The organism is Protofrankia sp. Cas4 (assembly GCF_963555915.1).
Lineage (GTDB): Bacteria > Actinomycetota > Actinomycetes > Frankiales > Frankiaceae > Protofrankia.
Map to the genome: position 1 here is coordinate 18,582 of NZ_CAUVXL010000046.1, position 15,334 is coordinate 33,915.

The following is a 15,334-nucleotide window of genomic DNA, read 5'->3' on the forward strand; positions in this document are numbered from 1 at the left end:
GCGGCCATGGGGCCGAGGCACCGGTCAGTTCAGGGCGATGTTGACGATCCGGCCGGGAATCACGATCATCCGTTTCACGGTCCGGTCGGCAGTGTGGCGCGCGTACTCGTCGTGGCCGGCCACAAGGTCTCGCACCGCCTGTTCGTCGGCGTCCACCGGGACATCCACGGTGAACCGCACCTTGCCGTTGACCTGCACCGGCAGGGTCACCGTGGGATCGACGGCGAGCGAGTCGTCCGCCTCGGGGAAGGGATGCATCGCCAGCGAGCCATCGTGGCCCAGCCGCGCCCACAACTCCTCGGCGATGTGCGGAGCCAGGGGGGCGACCATGAGGACCAGCGCCTCGGCGAGTTCACGGGGCAGTCCACCGGAAGCGCCATAGCGCTTGCTGACGAAATTTGTCAGCTCGATGAGGCGGGCGACGGCGGTGTTGAAGCGCAGATCGGTGTAGTCGGCCCGGACCGCGAGGATCGTGCGGTGCAGCATCCGGGTGGCCTCCGCGTCCGGTGTGACATCGGAGACGACCGCCCCGCCGGTCGCCTCGTCGATGATGTTGCGCCACAGTCGCTGCAGAAAGCGGTGGGAGCCGACGATGTCGTCGGTGTGCCACGGCCGGTCGGCGTCCAGCGGCCCCATCGCCATCTCGTAGACCCGCAGGGTGTCAGCGCCGAAGCTGTCATATATCGCGTCCGGGCTGACGCTGTTCTTCAGGCTTTTGCCCATCTTCCCGGAGCGTCGGTTCACCGGCTCACCGTTGTAGCGCAGTGTGCCCTCTGCTGTGCGGACGACCTCGGCGGCGGGTACGTACATGCCGCGGCCATCGGTGAACGCGTCCGCTTGGATATAGCCCTGATTGAACAGTTTCTTGAACGGTTCCCTGGTGGACACCAACCCGAGATCGTAAAGGACCTTGTGCCAGAACCGCGCATACAGCAGGTGCAGGACGGCGTGCTCGACACCGCCGACATAGAGCCCCACACCCCCGTCGCCGGGTGGGCCGTCCGGCGTGTGCATCCAGTAACGCTCGACCTTCGGATCGACGAAGCGTTCGCTGTTCGTCGGGTCGAGATAACGCAGGTAATACCAGCACGAGCCGGCCCATTGCGGCATGGTGTTGGTCTCGCGTCGGTATGTTTTCGGTCCCTCACCCAGATCGAGGGTGACAGTGGCCCAGTCGGTTACCCGGGCCAGTGGGGGGACCGGGTCGCTGACGTCGTCATCGGCCATGGCGCTCGGCCGGAAGTCGGTCATCTCCGGCAGGGTGACGGGCAGGAGATCCTCACTGAGCGCGACCGGAAGGCCGTCATCGTCGAACACGATGGGGAAGGGTTCGCCCCAGTAACGCTGCCGGGAGAACAGCCAGTCCCGCAGGCGGTATGAGCGGGCCGCGCGACCCGCACCGACGTCCTCCAACCAACGGATCGTCGACTTGATCGCGTCCGGCTTCGACAGCCCGACCAGGGGCGGCCCGACACCCGTCGCCGGCAGGTACTCGCCGTCCCCGGCGAAGGCAACCGGCCAGGTGTTCGGCTCGGCACCCGCGGGCACGTTGTGTTCGGCCCGCCAGTCCTCGTCCGGCGCCAACACGGCTGGGATCGGCAGGCCGAGTGTGCGGGCGAAGGAGAAGTCGCGCTGGTCATGCGCGGGAACAGCCATGATCGCGCCGGTTCCGTAGCCCATCAGGACGTAGTCGGCGAGGAAGACCGCAATGGGGTCGCCGGTAACCGGATTGGTGACATAGGAGCCGGTGAACACGCCGGTGCGTGGGATCTCGTCGGTGCCGCGCTGACGATCACCAAGGTGCGCTGCGTATTCCCGGTAGGCGTTCACCGCCGCTCGCGGCGTCCACTCCGGAGTCGGCCTGTTGCCGCTGGCACCGGTGCCCGGGCCCGCTTCGCGGTCAATCCCGTCGGCGAACGTCCACGCAATCGGGGTTCCCTGCGGCCATGCCTGTGCGGTCAGTGTGTCGACGAGAGGATGTTCGGGTGCCAGGACCATGAAGGTCGCGCCGGCCAGGGTGTCCGGACGGGTTGTGAAAACCTCGATACGGATGTCTGAGCCAACGGCGGTGAACTCGACCGTGGCGCCGTCGCTCGGTCCGATCCAGTTGCGCTGCATCTGCTTGATCGAATCCGGCCAGTCGACCAGGTCGAGGTCTGCGATCAGACGGTCTGCGTAGCTGGTGATCCGCATCATCCACTGGCGCAGTGGGCGGCGAAAGACCGGGTAGTTACCGACGTCGCTGCGTCCTTCGGCGGTGACCTCTTCATTCGCGAGCACCGTGCCCAGGCCCGGACACCAGTTGACCAGTTGCTCGGAGATGAACGCCAGCCGGTACCCGGCCACGATCTGTCGACGCTCAGTCGTGCGCAGAGCCGACCACGGCCGGTTGTGTGGGTTTGCGTCCCCGCGTGGTGCCCGGGTACCGGCCTCGAAGTCGGCGATCAGTTCGCTGATCGGCCGCGCGCGGCCCGCCTCGTCGTCGTACCAGCTATTGAAGATCTTCAAGAAGATCCATTGTGTCCACCGGTAGTACTCGACATCAGTGGTGGCCACTTCCCGACGGGTGTCGTGGCCAAGCCCCAAGCGTCCCAGCTGGCGCCGCATGTTGTCGATGTTGGCCTCGGTGGTGACCCGGGGGTGCTGGCCGGTGTTGATGGCGTACTGCTCGGCCGGGAGACCGAAGGCGTCGTAGCCGAACGGGTGGAGCACGTGGTAGCCGGTCATCCGTAGGTAACGGGCGAACACGTCGGTGCCGATGTAGCCGAGCGGATGACCGACATGTAGGCCGCTGCCGGATGGGTACGGGAACATGTCCATGACGAAGAACACCGGACGCCCGGCGACCTGATCGAAGCCGTCCGACAGCGGACCATGCGGATTGGGCGCGTTGAAGGTGCCCCGCTCGGACCAGGTCTGTTGCCAGCGGCGCTCGATGTCACCCGCCAGATGTGCACCGTAACGGAACGGCAGATCCGACACCAGGGGGGGGATCTTGGCTGGAGTCGTGCCGTGGGTGCCTGCTGCGGTGCTCGCATTACCGGTGTGCTCGGAACTGCTGGTCATGCCTCATCATCCTCAGATCGTTTCGATCCGACCCATCCCGCGGACCCCGCGGGATACCGTTGATCAGGACGGCGATGCCGATGAAAGGCTCACGCGGAGGGTGTCGATCGTTGTTTCGAGCCTATCCGGCGCCTGGAGACAAGGGCTGAGCGGTGGGCGAGATGGCGGGAGCAGAGCAGGCCCAGCGCCGCCGCGACGAGGTGGCCGGCGGCGGTGAAGTCGGGTTCACGCGCCATGTCCAGAGTGAGCCCGGCAGCCAGGCCACCGGTCAGCGGCCACCGCCAGCCCGGCGGCAGCGTGGCGGCGAGCACCGTCCCACAGGCGATCATGCCGTAACTGGTGCCGACGTCAATGGTATCGCTGACCCGATCGTCGACGAGCTGTACGGCTCGACCCGCCGCCAGCCCACCGGCGACGATCAGACTTGCTCCGACGTGGCCGGCCGCGAAGACCCCGAGTGCCGGTCCGGAGCCGATCGCCCGCTCCAGCGGGCCGAGGACTGCGGCAACCGCGGTGGCCGACCGCAAGAAGGTGAAGCTCTCCAGCCAGAAGGCGCTGGCCATCAGGACGTAGAGCGGACGGGTCCGCAGCCCGCTGAGGTTGGTAGACCTGGTCACCAGGATGTGGCGATGCAGCTCCGGGTCGAGCGCGTAGGCGACCGCGAGGACGGCCGACGTGACCGCCAGGATGGCGATGTAGATCATCGCTAATGGTGCCGTATGCCATGCCTGGCGGAGCAGGTCCCGCCCGGCGTGCGGCGTGGGCCACCGCAACGGCGACTGCGACCGCAACGGCGACTGCGACCGCAACGGCGACTGCGACCGCAACGGCGACTGCGACCGCGAGAGCAGGCTGCGGGCGTCACGGAACAGCATCCGGTGGGCATACACCACAAAGGGTTCAATGTCTGGGAGCCGGCCAAACTTCCCCGGCAACGGGAATGCTGGCCACATGCCGAACCGTCTTGCCGACCAGACCTCACCGTACCTGCTCCAGCACGCGGACAACCCGGTCGACTGGTGGCCGTGGGGCGCGGATGCGTTCACCGAGGCCACCGAGCGTGGTGTACCGGTCCTGCTGTCCGTGGGATACGCGGCGTGCCACTGGTGTCATGTCATGGCGCACGAGTCGTTCGAGGATGCCACCACCGCGGCGGTCATGAACGAGCACTTTGTCAACATCAAGGTTGACCGCGAGGAGCGGCCGGATGTCGACGCCGTCTACATGGACGTCACCGTTGCCCTCACCGGCCACGGCGGTTGGCCGATGACCGTCTTCCTCACCCCGGCGGGCGAGCCGTTTTACGCCGGTACCTACTTCCCGCCGACGCCGAGAGCGGGGATGGGATCGTTCCGCCAGCTGCTGGAGGCGGTGGCAAGCGCCTGGCGGACGCGCCGGGACGAGGTGACCGCGTCCGGCGCGGACATCGTGCGCCAGATCTCCGCAGCGGCCGACGCCGCAGGCGGGCCGCCGGCGACGCTCACGGCCGAGCTCCTGGCGGCCGCGGTCGAAAAGGCCGGGCGCACGTTCGACCAGGCCAACGGCGGTTTCGGGACGGCACCGAAGTTTCCGCCGTCCGCGCTGTTGGAGATGTTGCTGCGGCACTGGGCGCGCACCGGGGACGGCGCGAGTCTGCGCATGGTCGTGTCCACGTGCGAGCGGATGGCTCGCGGCGGGATCTACGACCAGCTTGCGGGCGGCTTCGCCCGCTACAGCGTGGACGCCACCTGGACCGTCCCGCACTTCGAGAAGATGCTCTACGACAACGCCCAGCTGCTGCGGGTGTATCTGCATCTGTGGCGGGCGACCGGATCGGCCCTGGCACAGCGGGTCACCCGGGAGACCGCATCGTTCCTGCTGAGTGATCTGCGGACCGCGCAAGGCGGGTTCGCCTCCGCCCTGGACGCCGACACCGTCCTGCCCGCCGGTCAGGGAGTCGACGGTGCGCACGGTGTGGAGGGTGCCACCTATGTCTGGACGCCGGGTGAGCTTGTCGACATCCTCGGCCCGCAGGACGGCGGCTGGGCCGCGGATCTGTTCGGCGTCACCGTGGCAGGGACGTTCGAGCACGGGGCGTCCGTTCTTGCGCTGGCCGTGGACGCGGATGATCATTCGAGGTTCGACCGGGTGCGGGCCCGACTCGCGGCGGCCAGGGCGCGCCGGCCCCAGCCGGGCCGTGACGACAAGATTGTCGCCGCCTGGAACGGTCTGGCGATCGCCGCGCTGGCCGAGGCCGGCGCGCTGCTGGCGGAGCCGGCCTGGGTGACCGCGGCTGTCGAGGCGGCCACGCTGCTGTTCGACGTCCACTGGGTGGACGGTCGGCTGCGGCGGACCAGTCGGCACGGCCGGGTCGGAACGAACGCTGGGGTGCTGGAGGACTACGGGGACGTCGCCGAGGGCCTGCTCGTCCTGCATCAGGTCACCGGCGACGAGCGATGGCTGGCGTGGGCGGGCGACCTGCTCGAGGTAGTGCGTGCGCACTTCGCTGCGCCTGACGGTGGCTTCCACGACACCGCCGATGACGCCGAGCGGCTGTTGCGCCGGCCGCGGGACCCCGCGGACTCGCCGACGCCGTCCGGTCAGGCTGCGGTCGCCGGCGCGCTGCTGACCTATGCGGCGCTGACAGGTTCACGCGACCATCGCGAAGCGTCCGACCGGGCGCTGGAGGTTCTCACCCCGATGCTCGGCCTCAGCGCGTCCTTTGCCGGCTGGGCCGGTGCGGTCGCCGAGGCATCGCTTGCCGGACCGGCCGAGGTGGCCGTCGTTGACCGGCCGGATCTGGAACGACTGGCCCGGCTCGCCACCGCGCCGGGTGCGGTCGTGGTGACGTCCGGACCGTTGACGCGCGGACGGGGCTCCGCCGGGGTCTACGTGTGTCGAGGCTTCGTGTGTGAGCGGCCCGCGACCACGGCCGACGCCGTGCGTGAGCAACTGGGCGTCACGCTCGCCCCAGCGCCACCGTGGAATGTCTGATGTCTGACTACCGTTGCATGTGTATCAGATGTAAGTGTGTAATCAATCGGGAGGTTCATGATGTACGGGAGCCCACATCGAGAGCAGGTGGCGAGGAGGCACGGGATGGCAGGATCGCGCGGGCGCGGCCACGGGCGGTGGGGCGAGCGCGAGCAGGCGCCCTCCGCAGACGATGCGCAGGCATGGTTCACGGGGCGACTGCCCGATGAGTGGTTCACCCACCCGGTCACGGTGACGGTGGATCGAGATGAGATCATTGTCGTGGGCACGGTTGCCGCTCCAGAGGTGGAGTCCGACGATCAGGCCGCAGCGGCCGCCGCCGAGTCCGGTCGGATCCGGCGGTTCCGCGAGCAGACCAGGGACGCCCGGATCGCGATCGCCCAAGAGGCGGAGGAGCGTTATCTGCGCAAGGTCGCGTGGGGGGTGACGGCCGGCGGCACGACCGAGTTGTTCACCACGCTGTCCGTTCCGGTAATGACCAGGCTTCGGCAACCAGAACGTCATGTTCTTGACACTCTGGTCGACTCGGGCGTCGCGCGCAGCCGCAGCGACGCGCTCGCGTGGTGCGTCCGCCTCGTCGGTGAGAATGCCCAGCCGTGGCTCGCCCGCCTGCGGGAGGCCATGGCGAAGGTCGAGCAGGTTCGCGCCGACGGGCCTGAACTGTGAGAATCCGGCCGACATCCGGCAGCGGGTAATTTTCACCGGCGCGTCCGGGGGCGCCGTCGATTGTTGCGACGGCGCCCCCGGACAAGCCTCGTGGTTTGGTTTCGCCCCGGGTTTGTGTCCCCTTGGCTATGGAGTTGCCCCGCCGGCGACCGGTGACGGCAATTTCCTGATCACCTGATTACCCGGTCAGGTCGCATAGATGGCGAAGATGACGGCGATGTAATGGCACGCCGCCGCGACGATCGTGAACGCATGGAAAACCTCGTGGTACCCGAACGTCTCCGGGGCCGGGTTCGGTCGTCGGGTCGCATAGACGATCGCCCCGATGCTGTAGAGGACGCCGCCGACGACGATCAGAACCAGCGTTGTCACGCCCGCGGTGTGCAGCAGCTGCGGTATGACGAAGACCGCCACCCAGCCCAGGGCGATGTACAGCGGGACCATCAGGAAGCGGGGCGAGTGCAGCCAGAGCATCCGCAGTCCGATCCCGACCGCTGCGCCGCTCCAGACGATCGTGAGTATGGTCCGCGAGGTCCTCGGTGGCAGCGCCAGCAAGGTCAGCGGTGTGTACGTCCCGGCGATGAAAACAAAGATCATTGAATGGTCGAGTCGCTTCATCAGCGAGCGGGAACGTGACGTCGACCACATTTTTCGGTGGTAAAGCGCGCTGGTGCCGAACAGAAGGGCGATGCTCAGCGCATAAATGCCGACGGCCAGCCGTGCGCGGAACGTGCTTGCCAGAGCCACGGCGATTACGCCGAGTGCCACACTGACCGGGAACGCGCCGGCATGTAGCCACCCACGCATCCGTGGTCGCACCAGGTCGTGGGGATGGTTGCCGAAGTCGTGTCCGGGTGCCGTTGTGGTCACCTGGTTACCGTATCTTGCGACCACTCTCCTTACTACCCACCGCCAATGTCGCGCACCGCGTTCAGTTCCGGAGCGTGACGGATCTACCTCGCTGTGGGGCAGTTCGACCGCGCGACTGTCAGAAGCTCCCACGGTAGAGTCAAAAGATCCTGTACCCGGCCTCGAATCACCCGAGCCGTGGTGGACCCGCTATGTAGTGGACGGTGGGGTGTCGGCACGTTGTTGCGGGTTCACTACGCATGCGTTCCGCGTTCCACGATCCCGGGCACGAGTGGGTCTGTCATGGCGGGGACGTGTGGCGGCACGGCGAGGCCGTGGTGGGCTCAACTCAAGCGGAGGTGGGAGCTGTGACGACCGCGACGCAGATTCCGGGGCTGGACGCTGCCCCGACCAGGCATACCGGGCTGATTGCCTGGGTGCGCGAGATCGCCGAACTCACCCGACCGGAGCGCATCCAATGGTGTGACGGCTCTGATGCGGAGTACGCGGAACTCGCGCGGTTGCTGGTCGACAAGGGTACTTTTGTGCCGCTGGACGACGAGAAGCGGCCAGGTAGTTTTTTCGCGGCTTCCGATCCCACAGACGTTGCCAGGGTTGAGGACCGCACATACATCTGCTCGCGTGACCGTGCGGACGCCGGGCCGACCAACAACTGGCTCGATCCGGCTGAGATGAGGGCGAAGCTGCATGTCCTGTTTGCGGGCAGTATGCGCGGGCGCACGATGTATGTCGTGCCCTTCTGTATGGGCCCGCTAGGCTCGCGGATTTCCGCTCTTGGCGTTGAAATTACTGACTCGCCGTATGTTGTCGCGTCGATGCGGACGATGACCCGAATGGGAACCCCCGCCCTCGAACAGCTGGGCGTGGACGGATTCTTCGTCCCATGCGTGCATTCTCTGGGCGCGCCGCTCGAGCCGGGTCAGGCTGATGTCCCGTGGCCGTGCAACTCGACGAAGTACATCACGCATTTCCCCGAGACCCGGGAGATCTGGTCGTTCGGGTCCGGTTACGGCGGGAACGCCCTGTTGGGCAAGAAGTGCTATGCACTGCGGATTGCCTCGGTAATGGCCCGCGATGAGGGCTGGCTGGCCGAGCACATGCTGATTCTCAAGTTGACCTCACCGGCGGGCAAGGTCCACTTCGTCGCGGCGGCCTTCCCGTCGGCCTGCGGCAAGACCAACCTCGCGATGATCATTCCGACGTTGCCGGGCTGGAAGGCGGAGACCGTCGGTGACGACATCGCCTGGATGCGCTTCGGGGATGACGGCCGGCTGTACGCGGTGAACCCTGAGGCTGGCTTCTTCGGCGTGGCACCGGGCACAGGCGTCGATACCAACCCGAACGCCATCGAGACGCTGTGGGGCAACACGGTCTTCACCAACGTCGCCCGCACCGACGACGGTGACGTCTGGTGGGAGGGGCTGACCAGGGACAAGCCCGCGCACCTCATCGACTGGTTGGGTCGCGACTGGACGCCGGAGGCCACCGAACCGGCCGCTCACCCCAACGCCCGCTTCACGGTGCCCGCCAGCCAGTGCCCGACGATCGCGGCGGAGTGGGAGGACCCGAAGGGTGTCCCGATCTCGGCCATCCTGTTCGGTGGACGTCGGGCGACCGCGGTCCCGCTGGTGACCGAGGCACCGACGTGGCAGCGCGGGGTGTTCTTCGGTTCGATCGTGGCGTCCGAGACGACCGCGGCGCAGGCCGGAGCGATCGGTAAGCTGCGGCGCGACCCGTTCGCGATGCTGCCGTTCTGTGGCTACAACATGGCCGACTACTTCGCGCACTGGTTGGCGATGGGTCGCAAGGCCGACCAGGCGAAGCTACCGCGGATCTACTATGTCAACTGGTTCCGGAAGAACGCGCAGGGCCGGTTCATGTGGCCGGGCTATGGCGAGAACAGCCGGGTTCTGGCCTGGATCGTCGGGCGGCTCGAAGGGCAGGCGGACGGGGTGGAGACACCGCTGGGCGTCCTGCCCACGGCGCAGGCCCTGCCCACCGATGGGCTGGACGTCGCGCCGGAGGAGCTCGCCGAGCTGCTCACCCTCGACACCGAGGTCTGGAAGCGGGAGGCGGAGCTGATCCCCGATCACTATCAGACCTTTGGGGACGGGCTGCCGGTCGAGCTGTGGGCCGAACAGGAGGCATTGGTCGCCCGACTCAAGGACTGACGACGGGCCGCGGACCGGCTGCGCAGCTCTTTGACAGGATGTCGTGGTGGCCATTGCCACGCCGTGGGCACCGCCACCTTCGTGACGACTTTTTATGATCATGGCTGATCGTCTCGGCGGTCATGCTGCATGCGGCGGATGACGGTCGGATCAGTGTCCGGTATGTACCACGGACGCAGGTCCGACCGTCGTCGTTCTGGTCGCGGCGGCGACGCACCCGCGATCGGCCACCCGCCGTCCGCTGTGGTGGTGGCCGTCATCTGAACAGCGGACCACATCGTTGTCCAAGACCGTTCGATCGGATTAGACGATCAACCTGTTCTGTCTGGGGGGCAGGCGGTTTCGTGCGCCATCACCTTATGGCCGGTGACTGTTGCCGAGCGTGTTGTGCGAAAATGGTCGCGCTTTCCAGGCGGGGGAGCTAACGTGTGAGCCTGGGTTCCACTGACGGACGTTACCGAACGGCGATCCGTCGGGATGGATCCAGTTGGCTCAAGTTGTGGTCCGGCACTGGGCTGGACCACTCGGGAGGCCCCTCGGTGCCGCATTCGCGACAACGTAAGGAGGCCGGGACCCGGCCTCCTGTGGGGCCCTGTCCCGGACTTCCTCCGAGTAAGCGGGTGGGCGTGTGCCACGAACGCATGTCGTCGACACAAGCGTGCTCTTGTCCGATCCTGGTGCGCTGCTGCGCTTTGCGGAGCACAATGTTGTGCTTCCTCTGGTTGTCGTAGGGGAGTTGGAAGGTAAGCGGCACCACCCGGAACTGGGTTGGTTCGCCCGTGAAGCCCTTCGTCTCCTTGACGACCTCCGAATCCGCCATGGTCGGCTGGATCAACCGTTGCCGTTGGACGACGGTGGAACCCTGCGGGTTGAACTAAACCACAGCGACCCCTCGGTGCTCCCACCGGGGTTTCGGGTGGATGACAATGACTCGCGAATTCTGGCTGTCGCGCTCAACCTGGCTCGGGAGGGCAACGACGTTGTTCTCGTCACGAAAGATCTGCCGCTGCGCGTGAAGGCGTCCGCGGTGGGGCTTGCCGCCGAGGAGTACCGGGCGCAGAGTCCGGTGGATTCGGGCTGGAGCGGCATGGCCGAGCTCGCAGTCTCCCAGGAGGATCTTGATCGGCTCTACGCTCGGGAGACTGTTGAGATCGCCGAGGCGACCGGGCTGCCCTGCCACACCGGTCTGGTCCTCACCGCTTCCGGCGGCAGTGCGTCGGCTCTTGGACGGGTCACCCCGGACAAGAAGGTGCGCCTCGTCCGGGGTGACCGGGAGGCCTTCGGCCTGCACGGACGCTCCGCGGAGCAACGCGTCGCGCTGGATCTGCTCCTCGATCCCGACATCGGGATCATCTCTCTCGGTGGGCGGGCCGGTACCGGAAAGTCCGCGCTGGCGCTGTGCGCAGGGCTCGAGGCGGTGATGGAACGGGGGCTGCATCGTCGGGTCGTGGTGTTCCGGCCGTTGTACGCCGTCGGCGGTCAGGACCTCGGCTATCTGCCGGGCAGCGAGAACGAGAAGATGGCGCCTTGGGCACAGGCCGTCTTCGACACCCTCGGCGCGCTGGTCTCCCAGGACGTCATCGAAGAGATCGCCGATCGCGGGATGCTGGAGGTGCTCCCGCTCACCCACATCCGTGGCCGGTCGCTGCACGACGCGTTCGTCATCGTGGACGAAGCGCAGTCGCTCGAGCGCGGGGTGCTGCTTACCGTGCTGTCGAGGTTGGGCCAGGGATCGCGGGTGGTCCTCACGCATGACGTCGCTCAGCGTGACAACTTGCGGGTTGGTCGGCATGACGGAGTTGCCTCCGTGATCGAGACCCTCAAGGGGCATCCGCTGTTCGCGCATGTCACCCTCACCCGTTCGGAGCGTTCGCCGATCGCCGCACTGGTCACGACGATGTTGGAGGATCTCGTCCTGTAGCCCGCCAGAGGGCGGCGTGGACGCCGGACCCGGCAGTCAGGCTGCCCGGGTCCGGCGTGGACGGCGTCAGTCGTCAACCGCGTCAGTCGTCAACCGCGGTAGTGGTCAACCGCGGTAGTCGGGGAACGTACCGGGGATGGCCGTGGTTGACGACATGGACAGGCTTTCAGGGGTCCCGGAGGTGCTCGACATGCTCTTCGCTCGCCACAAGCCGACGCTGCCCACGGCCGCGCAGGCACTGCCCGGCCGTGCGGAAGCGTCTTTTGCGATACCGGATCGGCACGCGGTCCTCGGCACACCGTTGCGGGGTCCCGTCCCCACGGGTTTCGCGACCGTGGTGTTCGGGCTCGGCTGTTTCTGGGGTGCGGAGCGGACGTTCTGGCAGATCCCCGGGGTGTACTCGACCGCGGTCGGGTACGCGGGCGGAATCACCCCGAACCCGACGTACGAGGAGACGTGTTCAGGCCTGACCGGGCACACCGAGGCTGTTGCGGTCGTGTTCGACCCGGCGGTGGTGAGCTTCGAGGACCTGCTGAAGGTCTTCTGGGAGGCGCACGACCCGACCCAGGGGATGCGCCAGGGTAACGACGTCGGCACCCAGTACCGTTCGGCGATCTACACGTTCTCCGACGAGCAGGGTGCTGCGGCGCAGCGTAGCCGGGACGCCTTCCAGGCAGTCCTGGACAAGGCCGGTTTCGGCCCGATCACCACCGAGATCGCCCCGGCCGGTCCATTCTACTTCGCTGAGGAGTACCACCAGCAGTACCTGCACAAGGTCCCCAACGGCTACTGCGGGTTGAGTGGCACCGGCCAGTCGTGCCCGGTCGGCGTGGCAGGGGCCGACGCCGGTTGATCGCAGTCCGCGACGCCTCTACCGTTCGAAGATGTCGTGGGTGCCGATCCGCAACCAGATGATGTGCGGGCCAGGCTTACCCGGGATCGGGTCGCCGTACCGCCACAGTGCCCGGCCGTCGGGCGCCCACGTCATCTCGAACATCCCGGACTCGGACTTGTAACCCTTCACCCGCAGCTTCGGATGGAACGAGCCCGACTCCAGTCCCTCACGGAACAGCCCGACAGCGCGCAGGAAGGCGGTCTGGTGCGCGGGGGAGAGCCGATGGAACTCCGCGAGGAAGCGGGCAACCGGCTCGTATGTGGGCACGGTCACAACAGTAGGACGAAGAGTGAGCGCTCCTGCGAGGGGTCAGCTTGCCTTCGACCGCGGGGATGTGGACAGCTCGTGCAGGAGTGCGTCGAACGCGGCATCACTGGTACAGATGACCGATCGTCCCGCGGCGAGGTCCTCGTACGCTTCGTCGATCGCCTGCTGCGTGGCGGGGTCTGGCGCATCGACCCATTCGTACGGCTCGGGGTACGGCCAAGCGCTGGGTTGCGTCACTTCCCGCTTCGCCTCCCCGGAGTCAGTCCAGGTCCTTCGATGACTGCTTCACAGTGCCCTTCAAAGCATGCCCGCACATGCCAGCACTTACAAGAACCGCGCGGGGTGAGCTACGGCTGCCCGTCTGTGTGTGGTCTACCACGGCCAACCACCGGGCGCGTTCGTGGCTGCAGACCAGCGCCCCCGGGGGGCACGCGGGACTCCACTGTCGTGGTGCAGGGGTCACATAGGCGGATGCTCGTGGGCACCGGCCAGTCGTGCCCGGTCGGCGTGGCAGGGGCCGACGCCGGCTGAGGCATCGGTTCTCCGCCAGCTGGCGTGCCGCCGATCCGGTGGCGAAGCGCGGCTGCAGGTGACCGTGGTCAGGCCCGTCCCGGGGACGTGACGACCAGACTATTCTCCGTGCAGGCAGCCGCGAGCCGGGCGTCATAGGTCACCATGTGATCCGCGTCGACCAACAGCGCGGACGCGAGGTGGATCGCGTCGAGCGACCTGAGAACCGGTGGCCGAATTCGACGCGCAAGGCTGACGACCTCCGGCGAGATGGGGTGTTCGGCAATGCCTGACATCGCGGCGTCCGCGTGAACGGTCGCGGTTGCGAAGGGCGACAGTGCCCGTGCATGAAGAGCCCGGATGACCTCGATCCATGCCAGCGAAGATGAGATCAGTAAGTCTCGGTCCGCGTAATAACGGTCGAGTGTCGCCACCAGCGTGGTGGATTCCGCTTCGATCGCGACTCGCTTGATCAGAGCACTACTGTCGACGTATACGCGCATCAGATTCGGTCGCTGCGATCGAGTAGATCGAGAGTTGTCGTGCCGTCCGGAACGGTCAGGGTCGGCGTCGTTCGACGGTACGGCGTGCGAGGCGGGAGCAGCGTGCCGGAATCGATCCGCCGGTCACGTGGTAGGTGGCGCTCGACGTTCGCGGCGTTGAGGTATCGATCTACTGCATCCCGTACGATTTCCTGCTGGGATCGGCCGGTCTGTTCGGCGCATGCGCGTAGCGCGATCTCGGTGTCTGCGTTGAGCCGGAGATTCATGGCCATGCCCTTGACGGTACCAGTTCAGTACTGAACTGGTACCAAGTGCTGTCGATCGTCTCGTCTCGTCTGGGCCGTGGGCCGGTCGGTGTCACACGGGAGCGTCGACCGCCGACCACTGAGATGCACGGGTACCGACGCCTTGTCGATGGGTCATCCGTGCCAGACCCGCGTGGTTTCTTGCGCTGTGTGCGCAGTTGATGAAGAGTAAGAGTATGAGATCGATATTGGTGCCGCTGACCCCGGTGATCGAAATCGGCCGCGGAGTACCAGTGCGGCAACCAGCCGTGGACGGGTCATGAGCGGTCGGCGCCGTGTGTTCATGGTGACCCAGACGTCGGCGGCGTCGCCGTCGGCGGTGTTCGATCTGCTGGCGGACGGCGCGGGCTGGTCGCGGTGGGCGGGTCCGCTCGTGTCGCGGTCCTGGTGGGAGCGGGAGGGTACGCCCGCGCCGGGTGGCGTGGGCGCGGTGCGTCGGCTCGGTCGGCCGCCGCTGTACGCCCGGGAGGAGATCGTCGAGTACGTGCCGGGTCACCGGCACGCCTACCGGATTCATTGGGGGCTGCCGGTCCGGGACTACCTCGGGACGGTTGATCTGTCTCCGTTGGACAGCGGTGGTACCCAGATCATCTGGCAGGGTAGTTTTGTTCCGCTGGTGCCCGGCACGGGCGCCGTGGTGGCCCTCGGCGCGAGGTTGTTCATCACCGGGTTGGCCCGCCGCCTCGCCAGGGTTGCGGTTTCCGGCGCGGGCCCGCCGTCGCCTGCCGCCTGAACCGCCGGTCACGGTTCGCCGGCCGGGAGCAGCGCCAGCGCCGGCGTCGGACACTCGCCGGCGGGGTGAACCGGGGGATGGCTTCCCCGCCGTTGATCGTGTTGACCAGGGCGGTCGCCTCACCGGCGAGAAACCTCGGGGGGACGGGGAACAGCCCTACCGGGATCCGGTCGACGCTGGCGGTGGCGCGCTCGTCCAGGGCGGCATGCAGCTGCCTGTACGGCGTGTCGGTCCGGCCGGCCATGTGATCATGATGCGTGCACAGAAACGCCTGCGTCGCGTTGACGGCCTCGGCGGCCAGTTGGATGCCGTCGAGCACAAGATGTGGTGATGTGCGCAGGAGCAACGTGTCCTTACCGCTGGCTGCCGCGATAGGGCAACGGGCCGTGCACGGCGAGATGGGTGCGCAGGTCGCCGAGCACGGTGGGTGTCATCTGTGCGTTTCCTGTGTGCC

At 67.1% G+C, this 15,334-nt stretch carries 14 protein-coding genes; 6 read left to right on the plus strand and 8 right to left on the minus strand.

All coding sequences use genetic code 11. The annotated features are described in order from the left end of the window. Window positions 1-24: 24 nt before the first annotated feature. Both U9979_RS04675 and U9979_RS04680 read right to left on the minus strand, forming a co-directional pair. Window positions 25-3,066 (minus strand): leucine--tRNA ligase, encoded by a 3,042-nt coding sequence (locus U9979_RS04675; RefSeq protein WP_322778408.1) that lies wholly within the window; start codon window positions 3,064-3,066, stop codon window positions 25-27. Between the two features lie 89 nt (window positions 3,067-3,155). Next, a complete protein-coding gene (locus U9979_RS04680; RefSeq protein WP_322778409.1) occupies window positions 3,156-3,941 on the minus strand; it encodes a rhomboid-like protein in 786 nt (261 codons plus the stop codon). Window positions 3,942-4,017: 76 nt separating this feature from the next. Between U9979_RS04680 and U9979_RS04685 the strand changes: the two genes are divergently transcribed. Together U9979_RS04685 and U9979_RS04690 are read left to right on the plus strand one after the other, a co-directional pair. After that, a complete protein-coding gene (locus tag U9979_RS04685; RefSeq protein ID WP_322778410.1) occupies window positions 4,018-6,039 on the plus strand; it encodes a thioredoxin domain-containing protein in 2,022 nt (673 codons plus the stop codon). Between the two features lie 105 nt (window positions 6,040-6,144). After that, window positions 6,145-6,705, plus strand: coding sequence for a hypothetical protein (locus U9979_RS04690; RefSeq protein WP_322747642.1), 561 nt, complete (start codon window positions 6,145-6,147; stop codon window positions 6,703-6,705). Window positions 6,706-6,891: 186 nt separating this feature from the next. Here the strand turns inward: U9979_RS04690 and trhA are convergent, their stop codons facing one another. Further along, window positions 6,892-7,575: a PAQR family membrane homeostasis protein TrhA gene (gene trhA / locus U9979_RS04695; protein WP_322747643.1), complete on the minus strand. Its 684-nt coding sequence runs from the start codon at window positions 7,573-7,575 to the stop codon at window positions 6,892-6,894. Window positions 7,576-7,922: 347 nt separating this feature from the next. Between trhA and U9979_RS04700 the strand changes: the two genes are divergently transcribed. From U9979_RS04700 to msrA, 3 genes are all read left to right on the plus strand, one after another. Continuing rightward, window positions 7,923-9,746, plus strand: a complete 1,824-nt coding sequence (locus U9979_RS04700; RefSeq protein WP_322747644.1) for a phosphoenolpyruvate carboxykinase (GTP) — start codon at window positions 7,923-7,925, stop codon at window positions 9,744-9,746. A gap of 628 nt (window positions 9,747-10,374) precedes the next feature. Next, entirely contained in the window at window positions 10,375-11,667 is a 1,293-nt protein-coding gene (locus tag U9979_RS04705) for a PhoH family protein (protein WP_322778411.1), read from the plus strand. A gap of 190 nt (window positions 11,668-11,857) precedes the next feature. Beyond that, complete coding sequence (gene msrA, locus U9979_RS04710; RefSeq protein ID WP_322747662.1) at window positions 11,858-12,520, plus strand: peptide-methionine (S)-S-oxide reductase MsrA; 663 nt, start codon at window positions 11,858-11,860, stop codon at window positions 12,518-12,520. Between the two features lie 18 nt (window positions 12,521-12,538). Here msrA and U9979_RS04715 read toward each other — a convergent pair whose 3' ends face one another. The 4 genes from U9979_RS04715 to U9979_RS04730 all read right to left on the minus strand — a co-directional run bounded on the left by U9979_RS04715 (window position 12,539) and on the right by U9979_RS04730 (window position 14,108). Then, complete coding sequence (locus U9979_RS04715) at window positions 12,539-12,829, minus strand: hypothetical protein (protein ID WP_322752682.1); 291 nt, start codon at window positions 12,827-12,829, stop codon at window positions 12,539-12,541. A gap of 42 nt (window positions 12,830-12,871) precedes the next feature. After that, entirely contained in the window at window positions 12,872-13,066 is a 195-nt protein-coding gene (locus U9979_RS04720; protein WP_322747647.1) for a hypothetical protein, read from the minus strand. A 362-nt stretch (window positions 13,067-13,428) separates the two neighbouring features. Beyond that, complete coding sequence (locus U9979_RS04725) at window positions 13,429-13,842, minus strand: type II toxin-antitoxin system VapC family toxin (RefSeq protein ID WP_322778412.1); 414 nt, start codon at window positions 13,840-13,842, stop codon at window positions 13,429-13,431. Continuing rightward, window positions 13,842-14,108 (minus strand): hypothetical protein, encoded by a 267-nt coding sequence (locus U9979_RS04730; protein ID WP_322778413.1) that lies wholly within the window; start codon window positions 14,106-14,108, stop codon window positions 13,842-13,844. The genes U9979_RS04725 and U9979_RS04730 overlap by 1 nt, the downstream gene beginning before the upstream one ends. 298 nt (window positions 14,109-14,406) lie before the next feature. Between U9979_RS04730 and U9979_RS04735 the strand changes: the two genes are divergently transcribed. Then, window positions 14,407-14,880, plus strand: a complete 474-nt coding sequence (locus tag U9979_RS04735; protein ID WP_322778414.1) for an SRPBCC family protein — start codon at window positions 14,407-14,409, stop codon at window positions 14,878-14,880. On the opposite strand, the gene U9979_RS04740 is transcribed toward U9979_RS04735, so the two are convergent. Beyond that, a complete protein-coding gene (locus U9979_RS04740; RefSeq protein ID WP_416219431.1) occupies window positions 14,810-15,226 on the minus strand; it encodes a hypothetical protein in 417 nt (138 codons plus the stop codon). The genes U9979_RS04735 and U9979_RS04740 overlap by 71 nt on opposite strands. Between the last annotated feature and the right edge of the window lie 108 nt (window positions 15,227-15,334).

Coding starts and splice junctions, on each gene's coding strand:
- U9979_RS04675 (WP_322778408.1), bottom strand. CDS start 3,066: ATGACCAGCAGTTCCGAGCACACCGGTAATGCGAGCACCGCAGCAGGC.
- U9979_RS04680 (WP_322778409.1), bottom strand. CDS start 3,941: ATGCTGTTCCGTGACGCCCGCAGCCTGCTCTCGCGGTCGCAGTCGCCG.
- U9979_RS04685 (WP_322778410.1), top strand. CDS start 4,018: ATGCCGAACCGTCTTGCCGACCAGACCTCACCGTACCTGCTCCAGCAC.
- U9979_RS04690 (WP_322747642.1), top strand. CDS start 6,145: ATGGCAGGATCGCGCGGGCGCGGCCACGGGCGGTGGGGCGAGCGCGAG.
- msrA (WP_322747662.1), top strand. CDS start 11,858: ATGCTCTTCGCTCGCCACAAGCCGACGCTGCCCACGGCCGCGCAGGCA.
- U9979_RS04725 (WP_322778412.1), bottom strand. CDS start 13,842: ATGCGCGTATACGTCGACAGTAGTGCTCTGATCAAGCGAGTCGCGATC.
- U9979_RS04730 (WP_322778413.1), bottom strand. CDS start 14,108: ATGAATCTCCGGCTCAACGCAGACACCGAGATCGCGCTACGCGCATGC.
- U9979_RS04735 (WP_322778414.1), top strand. CDS start 14,407: ATGAGCGGTCGGCGCCGTGTGTTCATGGTGACCCAGACGTCGGCGGCG.